Here is a 22,966-nt window from a genome sequence, read left to right on the forward strand (position 1 = left end):
CGACACCCGCCGCATCCCCGGCGCCTGCGACGGTGACGGCGACACCGGCGCCACGAACCGCTGCGCCACCAACCGGGAAACCGCAGCATTCCCCGCCGCACCCGCAAGGAGCTGGACGGTCTGGCGGCTCATCCCCGGCCCGGAGGGCACCGGCAGCGATGGCGCGGGCTCCTGGGGGGAGGGGGCCGGAGCGGGCGGGTGTATCCGGACGTTGTCGGAGGCCCTCTCGGGGGTGCCCTTCACCGCACCACTCCCGTCGCGCGCTCACCCGGCGTGTGCTCCCCCCAGCGTCGGAGGAGGCGGCCGCTCCGGGGAGGGGCACCCGGGCAGCGGACCGTACAGGAGGACGGGTGTCCGTTCGGGCAGGGCGAGAGGGCAACGGCGGCCGTGCCACAGCCGTCGGGGAGGCCGCGCGGAGAAGTGCGGAGCCCGCCTCCGCCGGTTCCCCGGCGGAGGGCAGGAGGTCAGCCCAGAACCCCGCGCGCGGCGATCGCGGCGCGTAGACGTACGGCCATGGCGGTGGCCTCCCTGGGCGGCACGGCCAGCACGCCGTTCTCCGTCATCAGGGCGTGGAACTGCTGCTCACCGTACGGGGTGCCGGGCGGCAACCCGGCGATGTGCCAGTGCAGATGGGCGTTGCCCTGCTGGCTGCCGAGGGAGTAGACGTACGTGCGCTCGGGCGCGCAGACGTCCTCGACGGCGAGGGCGACCTCGCGTACGACGAGCATGAGCCGGGTGTATGCAGCAGCGTCCAACTCGCGGACGACGTGCTCGACATGGGCCTTCGGCGCGACAAGGACCTTGCCGGGGAGGGTCGGCCAGCGGTCGAGGAAGGCCACGTGGGCGTCGTCCTCGTAGACCGTCTCGTGGGCGTAGTCCGGGTGCCCGGCGACGAAGGCGCAGACGAAGCAGGGGCCGCGCCGGGAGCGCTCGGTGTACGCGGCCAGGTCCATGTCGCGACGTTCGGCCTCCAACGCAGGCTCCCTCAGAGGTTGTTGAACGGTTCGGCGTACGCAAAGCCGCCGCGCAACTCCGGGGAGTACGCGGTCAGGGTGCGGATCTGGAAGTACGCGCCCCACGCCGGCTCCGGCGGGACGACGCCGAGGTCCGTGGCCGTACGGAAGCCGAAGCGGCGGTAGTAGGCGGGCTCGCCGAGGAGGGCGACGAGGGGTTCGCCGAGGGCGTCCGCCGCGCCGAGCGCGGAGTGGACGAGAGCCAGGCCCACGCCCCGGCGCTGGTGGTGGGGGTGGACGCTGAGGGGGCCGAGTCCGACGGCCGGGACGGTGCCGACGTGGCCGCGCGTGCAGAGGACGTGCCCGACGACCTCGGAGCCGGAGCCGGAGCCGGAGCCGGAGCCGGAGCCGTCGACCGCCACCAGCGACAGCTCCGGGATCCAGGCGTCGCAGCCCCGCAACTTGTCGAGGAGCCCCACCTCCACGGGCTCGGCACCCGAGGGCGCGTCCGGCTTGGCGAAGGCGGCGGCGGTGAGGGTGCGGACGGCGGGGACATCGGCGGAGTCTTCGCGGCGGATCAGCACCGGCACATTCTGCGGTCGGGCCGCCGCCCCCGCAAAGCAATTCGGCCGGAGGGCGGAGGCGCGGGGCTGCGGGGCTGCGGGGCTGCGGGGCTGCGGGGGCGCAGGGGTGCGTGGGTCCGTCGCGGCCGTGCGGGACCGGGAGGTGAGCCGCCGCTCCGGCCGTGCCCGGAAGCTCGCCAAAGCCCCGCCAAACCCGGGCGCCCCGTGGGGCGTTCGGCGGCGCGTGCGGGCACGCCGGGCGCACGGGTGGCTCCGATTCGGCCGCGCGGGCTGATCTCGCCACGAACGAGTGACGAACTGTCATCGACCAGTAAAATCCGGGACATACGGCCGATACCTTTCGATGGTCATCGGCCCCCAAGCGGCCGATAGGAACAGGAGGTTCACCCATGCGTTTGGGTACTGTGCTGGGCACCATCGGAGCGGCCGGAGCCCTCACCCTCGCGATGTCCGTCCCGGCCAACGCCGCCGTGTCGCGCTTCGTGAACGTGTCCACCGGCTTCTGCCTGGACAGCAACGCCAGCGGGAACGTCTACACGCTGGGCTGCAACGGCGGCAACTACCAGAACTGGGACGTCCAGGACGTGGGCGGCGGCGCGGTGCAGCTCAAGAACGTCTCGACCGGCTTCTGTCTCGACAGCAACGCCAGCGGGAACGCCTACACGCTGGGTTGCAACGGCGGCAACTACCAGCACTGGCTGAAGCAGGGCGTGGGCGGCGGCGCGGTGCAGTTCAAGAACGTCTCGACCGGCTTCTGCCTGGACAGCAACGCCAGCGGGAACGTCTACACGCTGGGTTGCAACGGCGGCAACTACCAGCACTGGAAGTCCTGACGCCACTTGGTGATCTCCCGGCCCCCGCGCCCCGCGGGGGCCTTCTTGCCGCCCGGGGCTCTCCGCCGGACAATGCGTGGCATGACGACATGAAGAGCACCGTCCGGCCGCGCGTCCTGGCGCCGGAGAGAGCCTGGTTGGGCGGTCCCCGACGGCGGGCGGTGGCGCTGCGCGGTGTGCCTCGAACCCGTCCGCACCCACCGCTACCGCCTCCATCCGCCCGGCTCCCCGATGTTCGAACGCTGCGCCGGGCTGGCGTGGTGCTCGGGATGCCGGATCTATGAGGATGACGTGGTCCATGTCCCCTGCGGGGAGACGCTGCCGGACGCGCTCGCGCCGCTGCCTGCTGACGCCCGCGAGCGACTGCTCCGGAAGGAGACGGCGCTGGTCGACCACCTCGACCGGCTGGGGGCGGCTTCCCCCCGGCGGCGACGGAGTCAGGCGCTGACCGCGTCGCGGACCTGGTGAGGAATTCCTTCGTGTGCGGGTGCGTGGGATGGGCCGGGTGGGCGGCGTAGACGGTGGCGGCGGGGGCGTCGACGAGGGGGACGAAGCGGACTCCGGCGTGGCCGTAGCCCTCCGCCGTGCCCGCGGTGGCCCGTTCTTCGCCGGTACGGGGACCGTCCCGGCAGCCCGCGTCGCGACGGCGTACGTCCGCTCGGTCGAGGGAGCGCAGACAGGGCAGGTGTACCGGTTGCGGTAGGGCCCGGTCCGGCGGGGCGCCGCCGGCCGGCCGTTCTGTCAGCGCTGTTGGCTAGGGTCTGCGGCCATGACCGACATCGCAGCGGAAGCATGGCCGGAACCCCCGCTCGCCGGCGACGAGGCGGCGGCCGTCCTCGGCGCACTCGAACGCCAGCGGGCCACGCTGGCGTGGAAGTGCTCCGGCCTGGACGCCTCCGGCCTTCGCGCCACACTCGGCACGTCCGCCATCACGCTGGGCGGCCTCCTCAAGCACCTGGCGCACGTGGAGGACAGCCACTTCGCACGGCTGTGGCTCGACACTCCCGTCGGCGCCCCCTGGGACACGGTCGACTGGGAGAGCACGCCCGACTGGGACTACCGCTCCGCCGCCGGGGACTCACCGGAGCGGCTGCTCGCCCTCTGGCAGGAGTCGGTCGCCCGCTCCCGTGCCGTCGTCGACGAGGCGCTCGGCAGGGGCGGGCTCGACCAGCTCGGTGCCTACACCACCCGTAGCGGCGAACGCCTCAACCTCCGCCGTATCCTCCTCGACCTCGTCGAGGAGTACGCCCGCCACGCCGGCCACGCCGACCTCATCCGCGAATCCGTCGACGGACTCACGGGCGAGGACCCGCCGAGGTGACCCGCGCTCACCCGTGACGCCGCGGGCCCTTCAGCCGGGCGCGCGTGCGGAGGCAGACCGTCGCGGTCCCCGCGGGGCGTTTCCGTGACTGCTCCTCCGGTCGCCGGCCCGTCACGCAGACCTTCCGGGCGACCACTCCCCGCTGTACGTCGCACCGGCCGACCCGCGGGGTTCTCCGCCCCTGACCACCGCCCTGACCTGCTGCGATGACGGGGTCAACGGCCGTCGTGCCGCATGTCCGGAAAATCCGGCAGGCAGGGGGGTGTCTTTTCCGCAAATCGTCGTATTGTGGTGATCGACAACAAATAGGCCGCAGGCCGGCGCGGAGTGGTCCCGCACCGGTCCGGAAGTCCGGAGTAGTCCCGGAGGCCCGAAAACCGCGGCCCGTGCCGTACCCCCGCCCGCCGTCACGTCCACGCGCATGCGTGCCCGTCCCGTGCGCGGCGCCGCGGTCCGGCTCCGACGCGAGGCGCGTCATCCCCGGTCCCACCGGCCGTACGGCAGGCGGGCCTCCTCCCGACGCCCAGGTAATCGACATGCGCATGCCCAGCCCCGATTCAGCTCTCCCGGTCTTCCACCCGCCGCGTCAGCCGCAGTGGGCCGATCGGGACCGGCCGCGCACCCCGTGGTTCGCGGGCCCGCAGGACAGCGGGCCGCACCGCGTCGCCGGGTGCCTGCCGCTGCCGCACCGCCCCGAGGCCGGACGGCAGGCGCGGCGCAGCGCGGAGGGCCTGCTGGAGCGCTGGCAGGTGCCCGCCGAGACCGCGGACGACGTGGTGCTGGTCGTTTCCGAGCTGGTCACCAACGCCCTGAACCACGCGCTGCCCGCCGTATGCCTGCACCTGTCCCGACTGCCGTGCGGCATCCTGCGCGTCGAGGTCGCAGACGGCGGCCCCTGCGGGGTGCCACTGGAGCGCGACCCGGGTGCGGGCGGGCGCGGCCTCGCCCTCGTCGAGGCGCTGGCGCAGTCGCACGGCCGGCTCCTCGGCCCGTCCGGCACCCTCGCCTGGGCCGAGTTCGCCGGCCCCGCCGCCCCACCCCTGCCGGGCCCCCGCCGGCAGGGTTGACCGCCCGCCCCCCGCCCGGACCGCAGCCGTACGGTGCCGGGCCGCCCGCCCCGCGCGAGCCCGCACCCCTCCCGCGCGCCGCGCCCCGGGCGCGCAAGCCCGCAGCGTGACGGTACGGTGCCGCGCCCCCGCGCGAGCCGCGCCACGCCCCCGGCCCCTTCCGGCCCGCGCGCCGCGCCCCCGCGCGAGCCGCGCCACGCCCCCCGCGCTCCCGGCCCGCGCGCCGCTCGCGCCGTACGCTGGGCCTTACCGGCCGGAGCGTCGAGGAGGCCGCCATGTCCGCAGGGCAGAACCCGGAGGCGGGGCAGGGGGCGCCGCAGACGGAGGTGCGGCAGCACAACCTCGGGCAGATGCTGCGCCACGTCCACCTGTCGAAGGGTGTGTCGCGATCCGAGCTGACCCGGGTCACCGGCGTCAACCGCAGCACCACCGGCACGCTCGTCGCCGCCCTCACCGAGGCCGGACTGGTGCGCGAGGAGACCCCGCGCACCCACCCCTCCGCGGGCCGCCCCTCGCCGCTCGTGCTGCCCGTGCCCGAGCGCGCCCAGGCCATCGCGCTGGAGGTCGGCGTGGAGCGCATCCGGGTCGAGCGGGTGGGCCTGGGCGGCAAGGTGCTGGAGCGGCGCACGCTGATGCCCGAGGCCGCCGAGCCGGTCACCTTCGACCGCACGGTCGCCCGGCTCACCGGCCTCGTCGAGTCGATGGGCACCCCCGCGTCCGCGGGCGGCACCGTCACCGGCATCGGCATCGCCGTGCCCGGCCTGGTGCGCCGCGCGGACGGGCTGGTGCGCTTCGCGCCGAACCTCGCCTGGACCGACGAGCCGCTCGCCGCGGTGCTCACCGAGCGGCTCGCACCGCCGTGGGACCGGCTGCCGGTCGCGGTCGGCAACGACGCCGACCTCGGCGCGCTCGGCGAGCACGCCCGCGGCGCGGCCCGCGGCTACCACGACTTCGTCTACCTCTCGGCGAACGTCGGCGTCGGCGGCGGCCTGTTCTGCGGCGGGCAGCCCGTGCCCGGGCAGGGCGGCTACGCCGGGGAGATCGGTCACATGATCGTCAACCCGGACGGCAACCGCTGCCGGTGCGGCGCGCGCGGCTGCTGGGAGACCGAGATCGGCACCGACGTCATCATCGCCGCCGCCGGGCTGCCCGTGCCGCCCGACCACTCGCTGACCGGCGTCGTCGAGGCCGCGAAGGCCGGCGACGAGCCCGCGGCCCGCGCCCTGGACGAGGCGGCCCGCTGGCTCGCGATCGGGCTCGGCAACCTCGCGGTCGTGCTCAGCCCGCAGCTGGTCATCTTCGGCGGCGGGCTGCAGGACATCCACGAGGCCACCGCCGAGCGCATCGCGCACTACGGCGCCACCACCGGACTCGCCCACGCCCGGGCCCCCTACGCGCTGCGCCGCTCCGCGCTGGGCTACCGCGCCCCGCTCGTCGGCGCCGCCGAACTCGCCTTCGCTCCGCTGCTCGACGACCCGCTGGGCCGCCCGGCCCCTTGACGTCCCCGACACATCTGACGTGCCGTCAGGCCCACGCCGCCGCCGTGCTCCGCAGGTGAACGGCCGTATCCACACCGGATCTCGACCGGATCTCTGCACCAACCGACCGTGTGTCACCGTCCGTTGTCCGTCCGCTGTGTCCGTACACGCTGTCAGACTTTCGGAAGTGCGCGAATCTGGAAGGAATTTTGCCGCCAAACCTTGTGGCGCGATCTCGCCACGGCATAATCACGCTCCAAGACTGTTGCGGGGTGGGATCGCGTCGTGTTCGTTGCTTTCGTCATCATTCTGCTGCTGGCCATCGTCGGCGGCATCTGGTCCGGCCTCAGACATGCGCGGGACGCCCAGCTCGTCCGCATGGCGCGCACCACCGTGCAGACGGCGGAGGTGCGCGCGAAGAACGCCGAGGAACAGCTCCGGATCGCCATCGAGGAGCTGCGCTTCCTGGCCGCGGACCGCATCCCGGCCGCCGTCCTCGCGCTCACCCACGAGCACGCCCCCGTAGCCGGCCTGCTGCACCCGCAGGAGGCCAACGCCCAGCTGGCGAAGGCGATGCGGGATGTGCTCTCGGCGTCCGCCGACGCCGCGGCCGGCGAGCGCGACCGGGTCGACGCCGCCGCCCGCGCAGCGATGCGCGGCGCCACCGCCAAGGTGCAGTCGCTGCTTTACCAGACCCAGAGCGTGCTGCACGACCTCCAGCACGAGCTGGACGACCCGCGGCTGCTGGAGCTGGACTTCCGCAACGAGCTGGCGCTGCGCCGCATCCAGGCCACCGCGGTGCTCTGCGAGGCCTGGCCGGGCCTGGCCCGCAGCGACTCGCCGCTCGCCGAGGTCGTGATGGGCGCGCAGTCCCGGGTGGCCGGCTACGCCCGTATCAAGATGGCCAACCACCTGCGCGAGCAGCGCCTCGCGGTCGTCGCGCGGGCCGCCGAGCCGCTGGCCATCGCGGTGGCCGAGCTGCTCGCGAACGCCACCTCGTACTCCCATCCGGACACCGCCGTGCCCGTCACGATCCAGCAGAGCGGCGGGCGCGGCGCGCTCGTGGTGGTCGACGACGGCGGCATCGGCATGGACGGCGAGACGCTCGCGCGCGCCCGGCGGCTGCTCGACGGGCCGGAGACGCTGCTGCTCACCGAGCTGGGCAACCCGCCGCAGGCCGGCTTCGCGGTCATCGGGCGCCTGGTGCGGCAGTACGGCTTCTCGGTGCACATCGAGTCCTCGCCCTACGGCGGCATCCGCGCGATGCTGCGGGTGCCCGCCGAGCTGCTGACCGTACTGGACGACGAGCACACGCTGTCGGTGCTGGTGCCCGCGCCCGCCGAGACGGCGGCGCCCGCGCGGCAGCCCGAGAGCCCGCAGGAGGACACCCCGGTGACCGAGGCAACGCCGCTGCCCTCGCGCCGCCGCCGCAGCCCCAAGGCCGCCGCCGCCCGTCAGGTCGCGCCGGTCCCGCCGGCCGAGCCGGCGCCCGCGGCACGCACACCCGAGCAGGCAGGCGCGCTGTGGGGCGCACTGCAGGACGGCACCCGCAGCGGCAGGACCGCCGTGGCCGGGGCAGCCGTCACCGGTGACGAGCAAGGAGAGCACACGTCATGACCACCCGCCGACCCCTGGCACAGGACCTGGCCTGGGTACTGGACCCGCTGCTCGAACTGCCGGGTGTCCAGCACGCGCTGATCGCCACCGGCGACGGCCTGCTGGAAGGGTCCTCACCCAGCCTGGACCGGGCCGCCGCGGAGCGGGTGGCCGCGATGACCGCCACCCTGCACGCCTCGGCGCGCGCCTTCACCACCGCCTTCACCGACCAGGAGTCGCCGCAACTGGCCCAGACCGTGGTGGAGTCCGATCTGGGCTTCGCGATCGTCGTGCCGGCCGGACAGAACACCTCGCTGGCCGTCTTCGCCGCGCCCGACACCCAGCTGGGCAACATCGCCTACCAGATGCAGGTGCAAGTGGCCGCCCTCGCCCGGGCGATGGCCGCACCCGCCCGCGAGCCGGACGCAGCCGGCCGGCCATGACACCCGGCCGGCCCGGCACTTCAGGAACGGCGGCCTCGCCCGACGGCGGGCCGCCCGGCGGACGGGGGCGCCGCCTGATACCCGCGTACCTGGCCACCGGAGGCCGGGAACGCCCGCGCGGCATGGCCGACTTCGACCGGCTCACCCTGCTGGTCGCCACCGACCAGCCGCCGCCGGAACCGGACTTCGGCCCGGAGCACCGCAGGCTGTGGACGCTGCTGCGGCCGGGTGCGCTGACGGTGGTGGAATGCGCGGCCCATCTGGAGCTGCCGGTCAGCGCCACGATTTTCCTGGCCGCCGATCTGGTCGGCGGCGGCCACCTGCTCGCCCGGTCCCCGGTCCCCAAGGCCGAGGAGATCGACCGAACGCTCATCGAGAGGCTGCTCGTTGGACTCCGTGCCCTCCCCTGACACGGCGACCCCGCCGGTCGCCGAACCACGGCCGGCCCAGGGGCCGGGCCGGGTCCGGTATCTGCCCGCGACCGGGCAGACCCTGATGAAGCTGATCGTCACCGGCCCCTTCGGCGTCGGCAAGACCACCTTGATCCGCACCCTGTCGGAGATCCCCACCCTGCACACCGAGGAGGTCATGACGCGCTCCAGCGTCGGCCACGACGACCTCCACGGCCTGCCGGAGAAGACCACGACCACCGTGGCCGTCGACTTCGGGCGCCTGACCGTGCCCGGCGACCTGGTGCTCTACCTCTTCGGCACCCCCGGGCAGGAACGGTTCTTCCCGCTGTGGCAGGACATCGCCCGCGGCGCGCTCGGCGCCCTCGTGATGGCGGACACCCGACGGCTCGCCGACTCCTTCCCGGTGATGGACATGGTCGAGGAGCAGGGCCTGCCCTACGCGGTGGCCGTCAACCGCTTCCCCGGCGCGCCCGCCCACTCCGACGAGACGCTGCGCCGCCACCTCGACCTGGCCCCCGGCACCCCACTCGTGCAGTGCGACGCCCGCAACCGCCGCGACAGCATCGGCACCCTCGTCGCGCTCGCCGAGCACGTGCTGACCCGCCTCCCCGAGGACGAGGACGAGGACGAGGCCAAGGTCAAGGACAAGGTCAAGGACGAGGACAAGGACCGGAAGATGGACGAGGACGCGTCATGACCGCCCGCTCCCTGCCCGCGCTGTACGGCGAGGACTTCGCCGCCGACCCCGAGCGCGCCTACGCCGCCCTGCGCCAGGCCGGCCCGCTGGTCCGCGTGGAGATCGCGCCCGGCGTCGAGGCGGTGCTGGCCACCGACTACGAGACCGCGCTCGACGTGCTGCGCGACACCCACACCTTCGGCAAGGACCCGCGGCCCTGGCCCGACACCGTCCCGGCCGACTCGCCGGTGCGCTCGGTGCTCGCCTACCGCCCCGCGGTGACCTTCGCCGACGGCGAGACCCACGCCCGCTACCGCAAGGTCATCGGCGACAGCCTCGCCCTGCTCGGCCCGCACCTGCTCCAGCGGCAGGTCTCCGACGCCGCCGCCGACCTCATCGGCCGCTTCGCCGGCACCGGCCGGGCCGACCTCGTCGCCGACTACGCCGTGCAGATCCCGCTGCGGGTCTTCAGCCAGTGGTTCGGGCTGCCCCACGAGGAGGGCGAGCGGCTGGCCCGCACCCACAGCACCGTGTTCGACCTCGGCGAGGACGCGCACGCCGCCCACGAGGACCTCACCGGTGCCATCCGCGACCTGGTCGCCGACCGCCGCGCCCGCCCGCAGCGCGACCTGACCTCGTACCTCCTCCAGCACCCCGCCGAGCTGGACGACGCCGAGACCGTACGGCAGATCGCCGTCGCCTTCGGCAGCGGCCACGAGCTGACGGCGAACCTCGTCGCCAACACCCTCCAGCACATGATCGCCGACCCGCGCTACGACCGCTCCGTCTACGCGGGCGCCATGACCGCGCACGAGGCGATCAACGAGGTGCTGTGGCGCAACCCGCCGCAGGCCACTTCCACCGGCTACTACGTGCGCTACGACACGACCTTCCACGGCGTCGGCCTGCGCGCCGGGCAGCTCGTCCTGGTCTCCTACGCCGCCGCCAACACCTCCTCGCGGCCCGGCGGCGCGACGACCGACCCGTGGGGCGCGAGTGAGAGCGCCCACCTCGCCTGGGGCGCGGGCCCGCACAGCTGCCCGGCCCGGCAGCCCGCGCTGCTCATCGCGATCACCGCGATCGAGGAGCTCACCAGCAGGCTGTGCGACATGGAGCAGTCCGTGCCGACCGAGTCCCTGCGCTGGCGCCCCGGCCCCTTCTACCGCGCGCTCGCCGCGCTGCCGGTGACCTTCACCCCGTGGGCGCCCAAGGCCCCGGCCCCGCCGGACGAGTCCGCCGGCGGCGCTTCGGCGGGACGGCACGGGGCCGCGGTGGGACGATGAGGTAACGGACCACAGCGGCGGAGGGAGGCCCGGCATGCCTGACGCGGACACGCTGCCGGCCGAGGAGATCGACGCCAGGCTCGGGCGGCTGCCCGGCTGGGAGCTGAGCGAGGACGGCCGGACGCTGCGCCGGACGTACCGGCTCGACCACCTGCCCGCAGCGATCTTCGCGCTGCACATCGCCGGCATCCAGGCCGAGCTGAACCACCACTCGGACCTCACGCTCGGTTACGACACGCTGCGCGTCGAGATCACCACGCACGCGGCGGGCGGCCGGCTCACGGCCAAGGACTTCGACCTCGCCGGCCGTATCGCCGCCGTCGCGGAAGGGCACGGAGCCGCCTGACCGGCCCCGCGCCCGCCCCCGTCCCGGAGCGGCCCGCCCCCGTGCGGACGCGTCAGTCGACGCCCGGGTAGCGCACGCCCGTACGCTCACGCACCGCGTCCATCGTGCGCATCACCGCGAGCGAGCCCGACAGCGGCACGAGCGGCGACTCGGTCAGGCCCTCGCGCAGGCAGCGGCCGACCTCGATGGCCTCGTAGCGCATCGTGCCGCGCTCCAGGCCGTCGTCCGTGACGTCCGCGAAGGTCACCGTGTGCGGGGTCTCGCCCTGGCGGTGCACGACGTAGCGCTCGGGGTTGAAGAAGCCCTCGGGTATCTCGATCCGGCCGCCGCTGCCGCTGATCGTCGCGGGCGCGCCGGTGTCCGCGGTGAAGGTGCAGGTCAAGGTGGCGACCGCGCCGCTGTTCCAGCCGAGCAGCACTCCCGTGGTGTCGTCGACGCGCTCCGGCGTCAGATGCGCCCACGCGTCGACGCTGTCCGGCTCGCCGAGCAGCAGGTGCGCGAAGGAGACCGGGTAGACGCCGAGGTCCAGCAGCGCCCCGCCGCCCTGCTGCGGGTCCCGCATCCGGTGGGTGGGCGGGAAGTCGCCGTGGAAGCCGAAGTCCGCGTGGATCGCCCGGACGTCACCGATCACGCCGTCCGCGACGGCGGCCGCGAGGTGCCGCACCAGCGGGTTGCAGTACGTCCACATGGCCTCCATCAGGAACAGCCCGCGCTCCCCGGCGATCTCCACGAGTTCCTGCGCCTCGCGGGTGTTGATCGTCAGCGCCTTCTCGCACAGCACCGCCCGGCCCGCCTCCAGGCACAGCCCGGCGGCCTCCCGGTGGGCCGAGTGCGGGGTCGCGACGTAGACGACGTCCACGCCGTCGTCCGCCGCCAGCTCCGCCCAGCTGCCGTACGCGCGCGGTATGCCGTACCGCCCGGCGAATTCCTCCGCGCTGTCCAGGCTGCGCGAGCCCACCGCGACCACCTCGGCGCCGGGCACGGTGGCCAGCGCCTCGGTGAACGTCGCGGCGATACCGCCGGTCGCCAGCACGCCCCAGCGGATAGTGCGGTCCACGTCACTCCTCCATGCCCCAGAAAACCTGGTCTCGCGGTCCCCGATCACTGAAAGAATAGGCAACGTTTCAACCACTTGATCCGCTCCCCCTTCTTCACCTCCCCTGGAGAGTGCCCCCGTGCACGACGCCGGGCCGAGACCTGCCAAGCAGGCCGCCACCCCCGTCCCCGTCCCCGCCTCCTCCCTCACCCCGCACGCCCGGCGCCAGGCACACGTCGGACTGCTCGTCACCCTGGTCCTCGGCGGCCTCAGCGCGCTGCCGCCGCTGTCCATGGACATGTACCTGCCCGCGCTGCCCCAGGTCACCGACGCCCTGCACAGCACCGCCTCCACCGTGCAGTTCACCCTCACCGCGTGCCTGGCGGGCATGGCCGTGGGCCAGTTGCTCGTAGGCCCGCTCAGCGACCGTTTCGGCCGCCGCCGCCCGCTGCTGGCCGGCATGGTCGTCTACGTCGTCGCCACCGCCGTCTGCGCCCTCGCGCCCAGCGCGCCGCTGCTCGTCGGCTTCCGGCTGGTGCAGGGCCTCGCGGGCGCCGCGGGCATCGTCATCTCCCGGGCGATCGTCCGCGACCTCTACGACGGCGTGGAGATGGCCCGCTTCTTCTCCACCCTCATGCTGATTTCCGGCGTCGCCCCGATCGTCGCCCCCGTCATCGGCGGCCAGATCCTCCGGCTGACCGACTGGCGCGGCGTCTTCGTCGTGTGCACCGCCATCGGCGTGGCCCTCACCGCCGTGGTCTGGCGCTCGCTGGGCGAGACCCTGCCGCCCGAGCAGCGCCACTCCGGGGAGCTGCGCGGCACCTTCGGCGCCTTCCGCGGCCTGGTCGCCGACCGCGTCTTCACCGGCTACGTCGCCGCGGGCAGCTTCGCCTTCGCGGCGCTCTTCACGTACGTGTCCGCGTCGTCCTTCGTCGTCCAGGACATCTACGGCGCCTCGCCGCAGACCTTCAGCCTGCTCTTCGGGGTGAACTCGGTCGGCCTGGTCGCCGTCGGCCAGCTCAACGGGAAGGTGCTGGTCGGCCGGGCCGACCTGAACCGCGTGCTCGCGGTCGGGCTCGCCGTCGTCACCGCGGCGGGTGTGGCGCTGCTGCTCCTCACCACCGGCGTCTTCGGAAAGGCCTCGCTCTTCGAGGTCGCCGCGGCGCTCTTCGTGATGATGGCCGCGATGGGCGTGGTGATGCCCAATGCCAACACGCAGGCGCTGCTGCGGACGAAGCGGAACGCGGGCGCGGCCTCGGCGCTGATCGGCACGTCGTCCTTCCTGGTCGGCGCGATCGTCTCGCCGCTCGCCTCCGTCGCCGGGGACGGGACCGCGGTGCCCATGGCGATCACCATCGTGACCAGCGCACTCATCGCCTGTGCGGCCTTTGCCGGGCTCTGCGTGCCAGGGCGACGTACCGTGGAGGGACCATAGGCGTCGAACCCGTACGGAGGAAGCGATGTCTGATCCGGACGAACGCACCTGGGCGTTCAAGACAGCCGACAGCTCGCTGAGGACGGGGTCCGAGACCCCCGTCGACCCGGAGGACCTGGTCATGGCCTCGGGCCGGGAGTGCACCCCGGAGCGCATCGAGAAGGCCCGCAGAGAGCTGGAGGAACATGGCGCCGCCGCTGTCGAGAGGTACCTGCCCTGAGGCGGGCCTCGACGCTGCCGAGATCGCCCGGATCGTCCCGGGCCTGACGTCCGTCCTGGAGCCGCCCGCTCCTTCGCCGGACACGCGGCCGCCGGGCACGGCGGCGTACGCGGCCGGTCCGGCCGACGGCCACCCCTGGTGCGCGGGAGCCGTGGTGCTCGCCGGGCGCGGGGACGTCGTGGCGCTGCACGAGGCCGTCGGCTGGGCGGTGCGCTACCGCGGGTACGACGAGCACACCGGCCGCGGGGTCGAGCTGCCCGCGGCCGAGCGCGTACCCATGCGGCCGGACACCGTCTTCGACCTCGCCTCGCTCACCAAGCTCTTCACGGCGACCGCCGCCGTCCAGCAGGTCGAGGCGGGCGTCCTCGACCCCGAGCGCCCGCTCACGGCGTACGTCCCCGGCCTCGTCGCCGACCCGCGCACGACGCTGCGGCACCTGCTCACCCACACGTCGGGCCTGCGCCCCGAGCTGCCCCTGTACGAGCTGCCCGACGCCGCGTCCCGCGCCGCCCGGCTCGCCGCGGAGCGGCCGCTGACGCCGCCCGGCGAGCAGCGCACGTACTCCGACCTGAACCTGCTGCTCACCCAGGCGCTGCTGGAGCACGTCACCGGGCGCCCGCTGGACCGGCTGATCGCCGACGGCATCACCACCCCGCTCGGCATGGCGTCCACCCGCTTCGCCCCGCCCGCCGCCTGGCGCCCGCGGATCGCGGCGACCGAGGACCAGCGCCGCCCGTGGGGCAAGCTCGACCGCGGCCCGGTGCACGGCACCGTCCACGACGAGAACGCGTACGCGATGAACGGCGTCGCGGGCCACGCCGGGCTCTTCTCCATTGCCTGGGACCTCGCCCTCTTCGCCCACGCCCTGCTCACCGGCGCCCTCCCGCTGCACCCCGACCTCGGCTTCGAGACGGCCCGCCCGTGGTTCATGGGCCCCCTCGCCGAGCACGGGGCGGTCGGCCACACCGGTTTCACGGGCACGAGCATCGTGCTCGACCCGCGGTCCGGCGCCTTCCTCGTCCTGCTGGCCAACACGGTCCACCCGGTCCGGCACACCCAGGGCAGCGGGCCGCGCGCGCAGGCGGCGGAGTGCCTGGCGCGGGCGCTGGATCAGGGAGCGCCGGTGGAGGCGGCCCGCCCGTAGTAGCCGATCTTGTCGTCGAGGACGCCGATGGCCCGGCGCAGCGCCGCCACCCGCTGCTCCAGGCCGGCGCGCCGCTCGCGCAGGAAGGCGACGCGGTCCTCGGGTGTGTGTTCGGCCCGCAGGATCGCGACGAACGCCCGCACGTCCGCGATGCCGAGACCGGCCTCGCGGAAGCACGTGACCAGGCCGATCCAGAAGACGTCGTCCTCGGTGTACTCGCGCCGCCCGCCCGCGGTCCGCCCGATCGGCCCGATGAGGCCCTCGCGCTCGTAGTAGCGCAGGGTGTCGAGGGACACGCCGGTCCGGTCGACGGCGGCGGCCGGGGTGAGGGTCGTCGTACCGGTCATGGGGTCTCCCGCCGTCGCTCGCCTGCTTGCCCGCTCGCTTGCTCACCGTGCGGCGGCGAAGCGCTCCATGTGCGCGTCGCCGAGCCGAACCGGGACCGCGGCGAGCGCCTCCCGTACCTGCTCCACGCGGCTCACGCCCACGATCGGGTCGATGCCCTGCCGCATCAGCCACGCCAGGACGACCTGGTTCGCGGTCGCCCCCAGCTCACCGGCGACCTCCGCCAGCACCGCGAGCACCCGAGCCGTACCGGGGTGATCATACGTATCCGGCAGCGACTTGTCGGCCCGCACGTACGCCCCCCACAGCAGCGAGCTGTACGACCACACGTCCAGCTCCTCCGCGCGGGCGAGGTCCAGGTCGTCCGGTACGAGCATCCGGTGCCCGCCCTCGGCGACGGGCGTGAGCGGCCGCGGCAGCACGAGCGAATGCCGCAGCTGCAGCGCCGTCCACGGCTCGACGCCCTGCGCGCGGGCCAGCGCCCGCGCCCGCTCCACGCGCCAGGCCGCATGGTTCGCCGCCCCGACCCTGCCGACCGCGCCCTGCGCGACCAGCTCCCCGAAGGCCCCGACCGTCTCGGCGAGCGGCACGGTGCGGTCCTCGGCGTGCGCCCACAGCAGGTCGACGTACCCGGCACCGAGCCGCTCCAGGCTCTCCTTGAAGCCGGTGCGTACCGCGTCGGCGGACAGGCCCTCGGCGCTCTGCGGCCACGCGTGCGGGACGAGCGGATTCTGCCGGACCTTCGTGGCGATCCGGACCCGCTCCCGTCCCCCCGGCCTGGCCCGCAGCCACGCCCCGATGACGCGCTCGCTCGCCCCGCCCACACCGCTGGGGTCGGCCCAGAAGCTGTAGCAGTTGGCGGTGTCGAGCCAGGTCCCGCCGCCGTCGACGAAGGCGTCGAGGATGCGGAAGGAGTCGTCGGGGGAGACGGTGGTGCCGAATCCCATGGTGCCCAGGACGATGCGGGGTGCGTTCGTGTTCATGCCCGCCATGCTCGGACCTGGAGCGCGCACCAGGTCAAGCGCGGGTTTTCCGGGGCCGGCCTCAGCGGAAGACGCCCGTGTGGCCGAGGCTGTAGCGGCCCGGCTGGGGGTATACGGCGAGACCGTGCGGGCCGGAGCCGACGGGGATCTTCGCCAGGGTGCGGCCCGTCGCCGTGTCGAGGGCGTAGACCTCGGCGTTGTAGCGCCCCGTCAGCCAGAGGACCTTGCCGTCGGCGGAGACGCCGCCCATGTCGGGGGAGCCGCCGCCGTCGATGCGCCACTTCGCCGTGAGCTTGCCGGTGGCGAAGTCGAGCAGGGAGACCGAGCCCTCGCCGCGGTTGGAGATGTAGAGGGTGCGGGAGTCGCGCGAGACGTAGAGGCCGTGCGCGCCCGCGCCGGTCGGCACCAGCTTCGGCGTGGAGAAGGTGTCGCCGTTCATCGTCCAGACGCCGTTCGCGACCATGTCCGCGATGTACCACGTACGCCCGTCCGGCGAGATCTTCACGTCCTGCGGCATCGCGCCGGCGTACGGGATCTTCTGCTGGGCCACCACCTTCATCGCCGCCGTGTCCACCTTCAGCAGCTCGCCGGAGAACTCGCACGAGACGATGAAGTAGCGCCCGTCCGGGGAGAAGTCGGCGTGGTTCACGCCGTAGCAGCTCACCGGGACGGCCTTGACGACGGCCATCGTGTGCGCGTCCCGGAAGACGAGCTGCCGGTCGAGCGACGCCATGACGACGGCGTACCTCCCGTCCGGCGTGAAGTAGAGGTTGTACGGGTCGTGCACGGCAACGGGCTTGCCCACCTTGCCGGTTGCCGGGTCGATGGGGGTGAGGCTGTTGCCGAGGTCGTTGTTGACCCACAGGGTCCTGAGGTCCCAGGACGGCACGACGTGCTGCGGCTGCACCCCGACCGGGATCGTGCGGAGGACCTTGTACGTCTTCGGGTCGATGACGGACACCGTGTTCGACTCGGAGTTGGGGACGTAGACGAGGCTCGGCATGTTGCGGACGACCGGGGAGAGGTTGTTCGGCCGGTCGGCGGCGTAGACGTCGTTGCCGCTGATGAGCGGTGGCATCCCGGGCAGGCCCGGGTGGGCCTCGGCTGCCCGGGCCTGCGCCTTCGCGGTCGCGGCCGTGGGGGAGGGCGTGAGCGACCGGTCGCCGCGGTCGCCGCAGCCCGCGGCGAGGAGGGCGGTGAGGGCGAGCAGGGCGGTGGCGGCGAGTTCCGCACGGCGGGAGCGCATCACGTCAGGAGCTCCGAGGTCGTGACCGCGCGCAGGCCGCGGCGGTGCAGGTCGGCGAGGATGCCGGGCAGCGCGGCGACCGTGCCCGCGTGCCCGAGGTGCAGCGAGACCACCGAGCCGGGCCCGGCCTGCCCGGCGACGGCCGCGCGGACCGCCGCGGGGCCGGGGTCGGTGTAGTCGAGGGTGTCCACGTCGTACGACAGCACGTGGGGGTAGCCCGCCCGCCGGGCCAGTGCGACGACCTGCGGGGTCGTCAGCCGGGCCTGCGAGGGCCGGAACCAGCGGCCCTGGCTGCCGGTCAGCCGCCGCAGCCGCGCCGCGCACTCCGTGATCTCGGCGGAGGCCGCGGCCTCGTCCATGGCGCCGATGTCGCCGTGCGTCTGCGTGTGGTTGCCCAGCTCGTGCCCGCCGCCCAGGACGCGGGCGGCAAGCTGCGGATGGGCGTCCAGCCAGCTCCCCACGGCCAGCACGGTGACCCGCGCGCCGCCCTTCTCCGCCGCCGCGAGCACGGCTTCCGCTTCCGCGGGGGTGCCCTGGCCGTGGAAGGTGAGGGCGAGCTGGGGCCGGGTGCGGGGGCCGTGCTCGATCTGGTCGGGGAGGTTCGGCGTGGGCGTGGGCGTGGGGGAGGGGGAGGGCGCGGCGGGGCGCGCCGCGGCGGCGGGTGCGTTCTCGCCGGCGGGCGAGCAGCCCGTGAGCAGGGCGCCGGTGGCGCTGAGCTGGAGGACGGTGCGGCGGGTGATCGGCATCAGCGCCCAGTTTATGTGTGATGAGGTGATTTATCCCTGCGGCTCCCTGCGGGGGCCCGTAGGTTGGGCCGTCCGGGGGGCGCCCCCGGGACGTGGCTTGCGCTTGACGCGCGGCCACCCCCCACCCGCAGAAGGCCGCGGGCGCCACCGCAAGGGCCGCCCTCGTGGCGGGAGACGCTGCGCGCTCGGGGTCCGGGCGCGTACTCTCGCGCGGGAGGGGGGAGTCGCATGGTGGTCGCAGAGGGTGAGCAGGGGTCCGCGGCGGCGGAGAGGCGGTTCGGGGGCGCCTTACGGCAGTTGCGCGCCGCACAGAAGACCGCCAAGGGGGTCTCGCTCTATTCGCGGTACGTGAACCGGCCCGCGGGGCGGGTGCTGGCGGCGGGAGCGTACCGGGTGGGGCTCACGCCCAACCAGGTCACCCTGGCCAGCGCGGCGTTCAGCTACGGCGGCATCGCGGCCCTCGCCGCATACGCACCGTCGTGGGGGCTCGCGGTCGGGGTGTATGCCGCGCTCGCGGTCGGCTTCGCCCTCGACTCCGCCGACGGGCAGCTCGCCCGGCTGCTGGGGAAGGGCGGGCCTGCGGGGGAGTGGCTGGACCACGTCGTGGACGCCGCGAAGATCACCGGCGTGCACGCGGCCGTACTCATCACCTTCTACCGGCACTTCGCCCTGCCGGGCGACGCCTGGCTGCTGCTGCCGCTGGGCTTCCAGCTCGCCGCCGTCATGATCTTCTTCGGCGGCCTGCTCAAGGACAAGCTCACCCCGAAGAACCCGGCGGGACCGGCCGCGGCGCCCGCGCGGTGGCGGGCCGTCGCGCTGCTGCCGGTCGACTACGGCGTGTTCTGTGCCGTCTTCCTGCTGCTGGGCAGCCAAAGTGCCTTTCGCTGGGCCTACTCGGCCCTCTTCGGGGTGCACGCCCTCTTCCTCGCGGGCTTCCTGGGGAAGTGGTTCAGAGAGCTTCGGGCGGTGCGGTGACCGCCAGGACGTCGAGCGCGCGGCGCAACTGCGTGCTCGACGTGTGCACGGTGTACGGGAAGTACACGACCTCGACGCCGACCGCGGCGAAGTCCCGTTCCAGCCTGCGGCCCTTGTCGGTGCCGCGCCAGTCGTCGCCCTTGAAGATCACGTCGAAGCGGACCTGGTGCCATGTCTCGACCTTGTCCGGCACGGTCTCGACGAACGCCGCGTCGACGAAGCGCACGCTGCGCACGATCTCCAGCCGCTCCACGAGCGGTACCACGGGGTCGCGGCCCTTGGCGAGCCGCGCCATCTCGTCGGAGACGACCCCGGCCACGAGGTAGTCGCACTGGCTGCGGGCGTGCCGCAGGATGTTGAGGTGCCCGACGTGGAAGAGGTCGTAGACCCCCGGTGCGTAGCCGACTCGATGGGTGCCGACGTGATGTGTCAAGACATGCCCCCCAGCGTCCAGAAAACCGGTACAACTCCTCTTGTTGGTAGAGGAGTTCAGACGATAGCCGCGGTGCGGCGCACCCCGGCGGGGAATTGCGAAAGTGCGACGGTGCGCAAGACGCGGCGGGATGCCCCGGTGAACGGCTAGTGTGGCGGAATCAGGGGGATCGGGGGGTTCCGGCGCCCGCGCGGGACCAGGTGATCCGGGGGGAAGGGGCACTCGTGGGGCATTCCGCCGAGGGCGCACGCCGTCGCCTGCTGCTGGTCTCCACCAACTACGCGCCCGAGCACGCCGGTATCGGCCCCTACGCCACGCAGGTCGCCGAGCACTGGGCGGCGGGCGGCGCCGAGGTGCACGTGCTCGCCGGGATGCCGCACTACCCGGCGTGGCGGGTCGATCCGGAGTACGCCGGGGTGTGGCGGCGGCAGGAGGAGCGCGGCGGCGTGCGGGTGCACCGGCGGCGGCACACGGTGCCCGCGCGGCAGAGCGCGTTACGCCGCGCGGTGTTCGAGGCCTCGCTGCTCGGGCACGGGCTCCTCGCGCCGCCCGTGATGGGGCGGCCCGACGCGGTGGTGGCCCAACTGCCCAGTCTGGCGGGCGGGGTGCTCGGCGCGCGGCTGGCCCGGCGGTACGGCGTGCCGTACGTCCCCGTCGTGCAGGACCTGATGGGCGCGGCGGCGGCGCAGAGCGGGATCCGCGGCGGCGGCAGGGTCGCCTCGCTCGCGGGCTCCGCGGAGGCGTACGCGCTGCGGCGGGCGACGCTGGTGGGCGTCATCCACGAGAGCTTCGTGCCGAAGGTCGCCGCGCTCGGCGTGCCGGAGGAGCGGATACGGGTGGTGCCCAACTGGTCGCACGTGCCCGGCCCTTCGCGGTCGCGCGAGGAGTCGCGCGCCCGGCTGGGCTGGCGCCCGGGGCAGACCGTGCTGCTGCACAGCGGCAACATGGGCCTCAAGCAGGGGCTGGAGGTGCTGGTCGAGACGGCCAGGCTGGACCCGGCGCTGCTGGTCGTCCTCATGGGCGACGGCAACCAGCGCTCGCGGTTGCGGGAGTTGGCGGGCTCCCTGCCCAATCTGCGCTTCGAACCGCCCGCCGCGGAGGCGGATTTTCCCGACGTGCTGGCCGCAGCCGATGTCCTGGCCGTCACGCAGCGCGCCTCGGTGCTCGACATGAGCGTGCCGTCCAAGCTGACCTCGTACTTCGCCGCGGGCCGCCCCGTGGTCGCCTCGGTCGCCGCGGCGGGCGGCACCGCCCAGGAGGTCGAGCGCTCCGGCGCCGGGGTCGTCGTACCGCCCGAGGATCCGCGCATCCTGCTGGACGCGGTGCGCGCGCTGGCCGATGATCCTGACAGGGCCGACGCGCTGGGGGCGCGCGGCCCGGTGTACGTCCGCGAGCGCCTCAGCCGCGCCGCGGGTCTGGCACGGATGGACGCGCTGCTCGCGGAGGCGCTCGGCGGCAAGAGGACGCAGGAGCCGATGGCCGGCGTGGCGCGCGAGGCGGGCCCGGACGACGGCGGGGCGGACGACGAAGGGACGCAGGGGCAGTGACCGACGCGACGCGTACCGAGGCACAGCCCGACGAAGGCGACCTGCTGCGCGACCAGTTCCGACAGTTGCTCCGCTACCGGGCGCTGCTCGTCGTGGGCGTGCTCGTCGGGCTGCTCGGCGGCGCCTTTCTCGCCTTCGACGGCGCCGACTCGTACACCGCGACCAGCGAGGTGATGGTCCGGGCCGCGACCGAGGACCCCTTCGCGACCGGTGCGACCGCCGACAAGAGCATCAACATCGGCACCGAGCGGCAGACCGCCCTCAGCACCACCGTCGCCGACGCGGCAGCCAGGACCGCGGGCGCGTCCGTCGCCCCGATGTCGCACTGCCTCCAGGTGACCAACCCGCCCAACACCCTCGTCCTGCGCTTCACGTGCACCACCACCTCCGCGCAGCGCGCCGCGGACTGGGTGAACGCCTTCACCAAGGCCTACCTCGACAACCGCCAGGCGCAGACGAAGGCCACCATCGAGCGCATGGTGGACAGTTACCAGGCGCAGCTCGACCCGATGATCGCCCAGCGCAACGACATCCTCGACCAGATCGAGCAGGCCAAGAGCAGCCAGATCGTCGGCACGCTCGTCTCGTCGCAGACGGGCCTGCTCAGCCGGATCACCGAACTCAACTCCAACATCGCCGGGTTGCGCGCCCTCGACACCACGCCCGGCATCGTCATCAAGCCCGGCGTCGCGCCCGGCTCGCCCTCAGGGGCCGGACTGCCGATGACGCTCGGCCTCGGCGCCGCGGTCGGCATCGCGCTGGGGCTGCTCGGCGCGTGGGTCCGGCTGGTCTTCGACCCGACCGTACGCAGCGACGCCGAGGTCACGCGGGCGCTCGGCGCTCCCGTGCTGGGCACGCTGCCGCGGCTGCGCCGCCGTGCCGCGGCCGCCCGCGCCGCGGGCGAACCGGACGGCGGGACCGGCCTGCTGGCCGGTGGGCGCCGCGACGTGCGGCTCGCCGAGGAATACCGCGCGGTCGCCTTCCGGCTCACCCACGACAAGCGCTTCGCCGACCGCCGCAGGCTGCTCGTCGTCGCCCCCCGCGGCAGCGGCGACACCCCGGCCGCGGTGGCCGCCAACCTCTCCGCGTCCTTCGCCGAGATGGGCATGGAGGTGCTGCTCGTCGAGGCCGACCTGCGCGCGCCCTCCCTCGCCGCGCGGCTGCGTACGGTCGACGGTGTCCGGCCCGGCTGGGCCCGGACGCCCGCGCCGGGTGAGGGCGGCTGGCCCGCGGGGCTCCAAGTGCCGATAGACGCGGGGGAGTCGGGCTCCTTCGACCTCGTGCCGGGCCGCCGGGTGCGCAACGTCGCCCGCGCTCTGACCTCTTCGCCCGCCGGGCGGCTCTTCGCCGAGGCGGACGAGCCCGGTTCCGCGGTCGTGGTCCTCGCGCCGCCCGTGCTCACCTACGCCGACGCGGTCGCGCTCGCCGGGCGGGTGGAGGGCGTCGTCGTGGTGTGCGACCCGCGCTCGGTGCACCGCGCCGACCTGGAACGCGTCCGCGAGCTCATCGACGCGGCGGGCGCGCACGTCCTCGGCGTCGTCCTGCATTCCGCCGAGCCCGGCGCCCGCGGCCGCCTCGGGCTGCGCCGCACGCCCCGCACCGCCGCGCCCGCCGCGGACCGCCGCGACCCCGACCGCCCCCACCCGGGCGCCGCCCCCACCGCGGAGCAGCACCCGGTCCCTTGAGCGGCCCCGACCCGCGGCTCACCCCCGCGCTCCCCGGGGCCGCCCCCGAACTCCTGCCGGACGCCGCTGCGTTCGGCGGCGGCGACCCGTACGGTGACGCGTACGGCGACCCGTACGGCCGCACCGACCCCGCCCCCGGCCCGTACCCCCGCCGGTACCCCGACCCCGACGCCCCGCC

25 protein-coding genes are annotated in these 22,966 nt (G+C 74.3%); 17 read left to right on the forward strand and 8 right to left on the reverse strand.

Going from position 1 to position 22,966, the window contains the following annotated elements; all coding sequences use genetic code 11:
* Nucleotides 1–464: 464 nt before the first annotated feature.
* Together IH54_RS0132430 and IH54_RS0132435 are read right to left on the reverse strand one after the other, a co-directional pair.
* Nucleotides 465–974 carry an HIT family protein gene (locus IH54_RS0132430; protein WP_234344124.1) on the reverse strand — a complete coding sequence of 170 codons (510 nt, stop codon included), beginning with the start codon at nt 972–974 and terminating at the stop codon, nt 465–467.
* Between the two features lie 11 nt (nt 975–985).
* A complete protein-coding gene (locus tag IH54_RS0132435; protein WP_031523851.1) occupies nt 986–1,537 on the reverse strand; it encodes a GNAT family N-acetyltransferase in 552 nt (183 codons plus the stop codon).
* 389 nt (nt 1,538–1,926) lie between these two features.
* Between IH54_RS0132435 and IH54_RS0132440 the strand changes: the two genes are divergently transcribed.
* The 11 genes from IH54_RS0132440 (at nt 1,927) to IH54_RS0132495 (ending at nt 10,993) form a co-directional block, all read left to right on the forward strand.
* Nucleotides 1,927–2,370, forward strand: coding sequence for an RICIN domain-containing protein (locus IH54_RS0132440; protein ID WP_031523853.1), 444 nt, complete (start codon nt 1,927–1,929; stop codon nt 2,368–2,370).
* A gap of 174 nt (nt 2,371–2,544) precedes the next feature.
* Nucleotides 2,545–2,838 (forward strand): hypothetical protein, encoded by a 294-nt coding sequence (locus IH54_RS0132445; RefSeq protein WP_031523855.1) that lies wholly within the window; start codon nt 2,545–2,547, stop codon nt 2,836–2,838.
* 301 nt (nt 2,839–3,139) lie between these two features.
* A complete protein-coding gene (locus tag IH54_RS0132455; RefSeq protein ID WP_031523859.1) occupies nt 3,140–3,691 on the forward strand; it encodes a DinB family protein in 552 nt (183 codons plus the stop codon).
* Between the two features lie 536 nt (nt 3,692–4,227).
* Complete coding sequence (locus IH54_RS40525) at nt 4,228–4,758, forward strand: ATP-binding protein (protein WP_234344126.1); 531 nt, start codon at nt 4,228–4,230, stop codon at nt 4,756–4,758.
* A gap of 275 nt (nt 4,759–5,033) precedes the next feature.
* Nucleotides 5,034–6,257 carry an ROK family protein gene (locus IH54_RS0132465; protein WP_031523863.1) on the forward strand — a complete coding sequence of 408 codons (1,224 nt, stop codon included), beginning with the start codon at nt 5,034–5,036 and terminating at the stop codon, nt 6,255–6,257.
* A gap of 264 nt (nt 6,258–6,521) precedes the next feature.
* A complete protein-coding gene (locus IH54_RS0132470; protein WP_052398124.1) occupies nt 6,522–7,853 on the forward strand; it encodes an ATP-binding protein in 1,332 nt (443 codons plus the stop codon).
* Nucleotides 7,850–8,275, forward strand: coding sequence for a roadblock/LC7 domain-containing protein (locus IH54_RS0132475; RefSeq protein ID WP_031523868.1), 426 nt, complete (start codon nt 7,850–7,852; stop codon nt 8,273–8,275). The genes IH54_RS0132470 and IH54_RS0132475 overlap by 4 nt, the downstream gene beginning before the upstream one ends.
* Nucleotides 8,272–8,685: a DUF742 domain-containing protein gene (locus tag IH54_RS0132480; protein ID WP_078862695.1), complete on the forward strand. Its 414-nt coding sequence runs from the start codon at nt 8,272–8,274 to the stop codon at nt 8,683–8,685. The genes IH54_RS0132475 and IH54_RS0132480 overlap by 4 nt, the downstream gene beginning before the upstream one ends.
* Nucleotides 8,663–9,385 carry an ATP/GTP-binding protein gene (locus IH54_RS40530; RefSeq protein WP_031523872.1) on the forward strand — a complete coding sequence of 241 codons (723 nt, stop codon included), beginning with the start codon at nt 8,663–8,665 and terminating at the stop codon, nt 9,383–9,385. The genes IH54_RS0132480 and IH54_RS40530 overlap by 23 nt, the downstream gene beginning before the upstream one ends.
* Nucleotides 9,382–10,647 carry a cytochrome P450 gene (locus IH54_RS0132490; RefSeq protein ID WP_052398125.1) on the forward strand — a complete coding sequence of 422 codons (1,266 nt, stop codon included), beginning with the start codon at nt 9,382–9,384 and terminating at the stop codon, nt 10,645–10,647. The genes IH54_RS40530 and IH54_RS0132490 overlap by 4 nt, the downstream gene beginning before the upstream one ends.
* A 34-nt stretch (nt 10,648–10,681) precedes the next feature.
* Nucleotides 10,682–10,993: a 4a-hydroxytetrahydrobiopterin dehydratase gene (locus tag IH54_RS0132495; RefSeq protein WP_031523876.1), complete on the forward strand. Its 312-nt coding sequence runs from the start codon at nt 10,682–10,684 to the stop codon at nt 10,991–10,993.
* A gap of 52 nt (nt 10,994–11,045) precedes the next feature.
* Here the strand turns inward: IH54_RS0132495 and IH54_RS0132500 are convergent, their stop codons facing one another.
* Nucleotides 11,046–12,050, reverse strand: coding sequence for a Gfo/Idh/MocA family protein (locus IH54_RS0132500; RefSeq protein WP_234344128.1), 1,005 nt, complete (start codon nt 12,048–12,050; stop codon nt 11,046–11,048).
* Nucleotides 12,051–12,153: 103 nt separating this feature from the next.
* Here IH54_RS0132500 and IH54_RS0132505 point away from each other — a divergent pair, with 103 nt between their 5' ends.
* Genes IH54_RS0132505 through IH54_RS0132515 form a run of 3 tightly spaced genes read left to right on the forward strand, consistent with a single transcriptional unit; the run spans nt 12,154 to nt 14,828 of the window.
* The gene (locus IH54_RS0132505; RefSeq protein WP_078862696.1) at nt 12,154–13,464 is read left to right on the forward strand and encodes a multidrug effflux MFS transporter; all 1,311 of its coding nucleotides are present in this window, start codon (nt 12,154–12,156) and stop codon (nt 13,462–13,464) included.
* 25 nt (nt 13,465–13,489) lie between these two features.
* Complete coding sequence (locus IH54_RS0132510; RefSeq protein ID WP_031523883.1) at nt 13,490–13,684, forward strand: hypothetical protein; 195 nt, start codon at nt 13,490–13,492, stop codon at nt 13,682–13,684.
* Nucleotides 13,650–14,828, forward strand: a complete 1,179-nt coding sequence (locus IH54_RS0132515) for a serine hydrolase domain-containing protein (RefSeq protein WP_052398127.1) — start codon at nt 13,650–13,652, stop codon at nt 14,826–14,828. The genes IH54_RS0132510 and IH54_RS0132515 overlap by 35 nt, the downstream gene beginning before the upstream one ends.
* On the opposite strand, the gene IH54_RS0132520 is transcribed toward IH54_RS0132515, so the two are convergent.
* The 4 genes from IH54_RS0132520 to IH54_RS0132535 all read right to left on the reverse strand — a co-directional run bounded on the left by IH54_RS0132520 (nt 14,795) and on the right by IH54_RS0132535 (nt 18,148).
* The gene (locus IH54_RS0132520; RefSeq protein WP_031523887.1) at nt 14,795–15,175 is read right to left on the reverse strand and encodes a MerR family transcriptional regulator; all 381 of its coding nucleotides are present in this window, start codon (nt 15,173–15,175) and stop codon (nt 14,795–14,797) included. The two genes, IH54_RS0132515 and IH54_RS0132520, sit on opposite strands and share 34 nt — an antisense overlap.
* 42 nt (nt 15,176–15,217) lie before the next feature.
* Nucleotides 15,218–16,156: an aldo/keto reductase gene (locus IH54_RS0132525; protein ID WP_031523888.1), complete on the reverse strand. Its 939-nt coding sequence runs from the start codon at nt 16,154–16,156 to the stop codon at nt 15,218–15,220.
* 61 nt (nt 16,157–16,217) lie between these two features.
* Nucleotides 16,218–17,402, reverse strand: a complete 1,185-nt coding sequence (locus tag IH54_RS0132530) for a beta-propeller fold lactonase family protein (RefSeq protein WP_031523889.1) — start codon at nt 17,400–17,402, stop codon at nt 16,218–16,220.
* A complete protein-coding gene (locus IH54_RS0132535; RefSeq protein ID WP_031523890.1) occupies nt 17,402–18,148 on the reverse strand; it encodes a polysaccharide deacetylase family protein in 747 nt (248 codons plus the stop codon). Before IH54_RS0132535 ends, IH54_RS0132530 begins: the two co-directional genes overlap by 1 nt.
* A 228-nt stretch (nt 18,149–18,376) precedes the next feature.
* On the opposite strand from IH54_RS0132535, the gene IH54_RS0132540 reads away from it, so the two are divergent.
* Nucleotides 18,377–19,123, forward strand: coding sequence for a CDP-alcohol phosphatidyltransferase family protein (locus IH54_RS0132540; protein WP_052398128.1), 747 nt, complete (start codon nt 18,377–18,379; stop codon nt 19,121–19,123).
* On the opposite strand, the gene IH54_RS0132545 is transcribed toward IH54_RS0132540, so the two are convergent.
* Nucleotides 19,098–19,556, reverse strand: coding sequence for an adenylyltransferase/cytidyltransferase family protein (locus IH54_RS0132545; protein WP_031523894.1), 459 nt, complete (start codon nt 19,554–19,556; stop codon nt 19,098–19,100). The genes IH54_RS0132540 and IH54_RS0132545 overlap by 26 nt on opposite strands.
* Nucleotides 19,557–19,819: 263 nt before the next feature.
* On the opposite strand from IH54_RS0132545, the gene IH54_RS0132550 reads away from it, so the two are divergent.
* On the forward strand, nt 19,820–21,103 hold the full coding sequence (locus IH54_RS0132550; RefSeq protein ID WP_078862703.1) for a glycosyltransferase: 1,284 nt from the start codon (nt 19,820–19,822) through the stop codon (nt 21,101–21,103).
* Complete coding sequence (locus tag IH54_RS0132555) at nt 21,100–22,788, forward strand: polysaccharide biosynthesis tyrosine autokinase (protein ID WP_052398129.1); 1,689 nt, start codon at nt 21,100–21,102, stop codon at nt 22,786–22,788. Before IH54_RS0132550 ends, IH54_RS0132555 begins: the two co-directional genes overlap by 4 nt.
* The last annotated feature ends 178 nt before the right edge of the window (nt 22,789–22,966 follow it).

Origin of the sequence: Streptomyces sp. NRRL F-5123, assembly GCF_000721495.1 — a bacterium.
Lineage (GTDB): Bacteria > Actinomycetota > Actinomycetes > Streptomycetales > Streptomycetaceae > Actinacidiphila.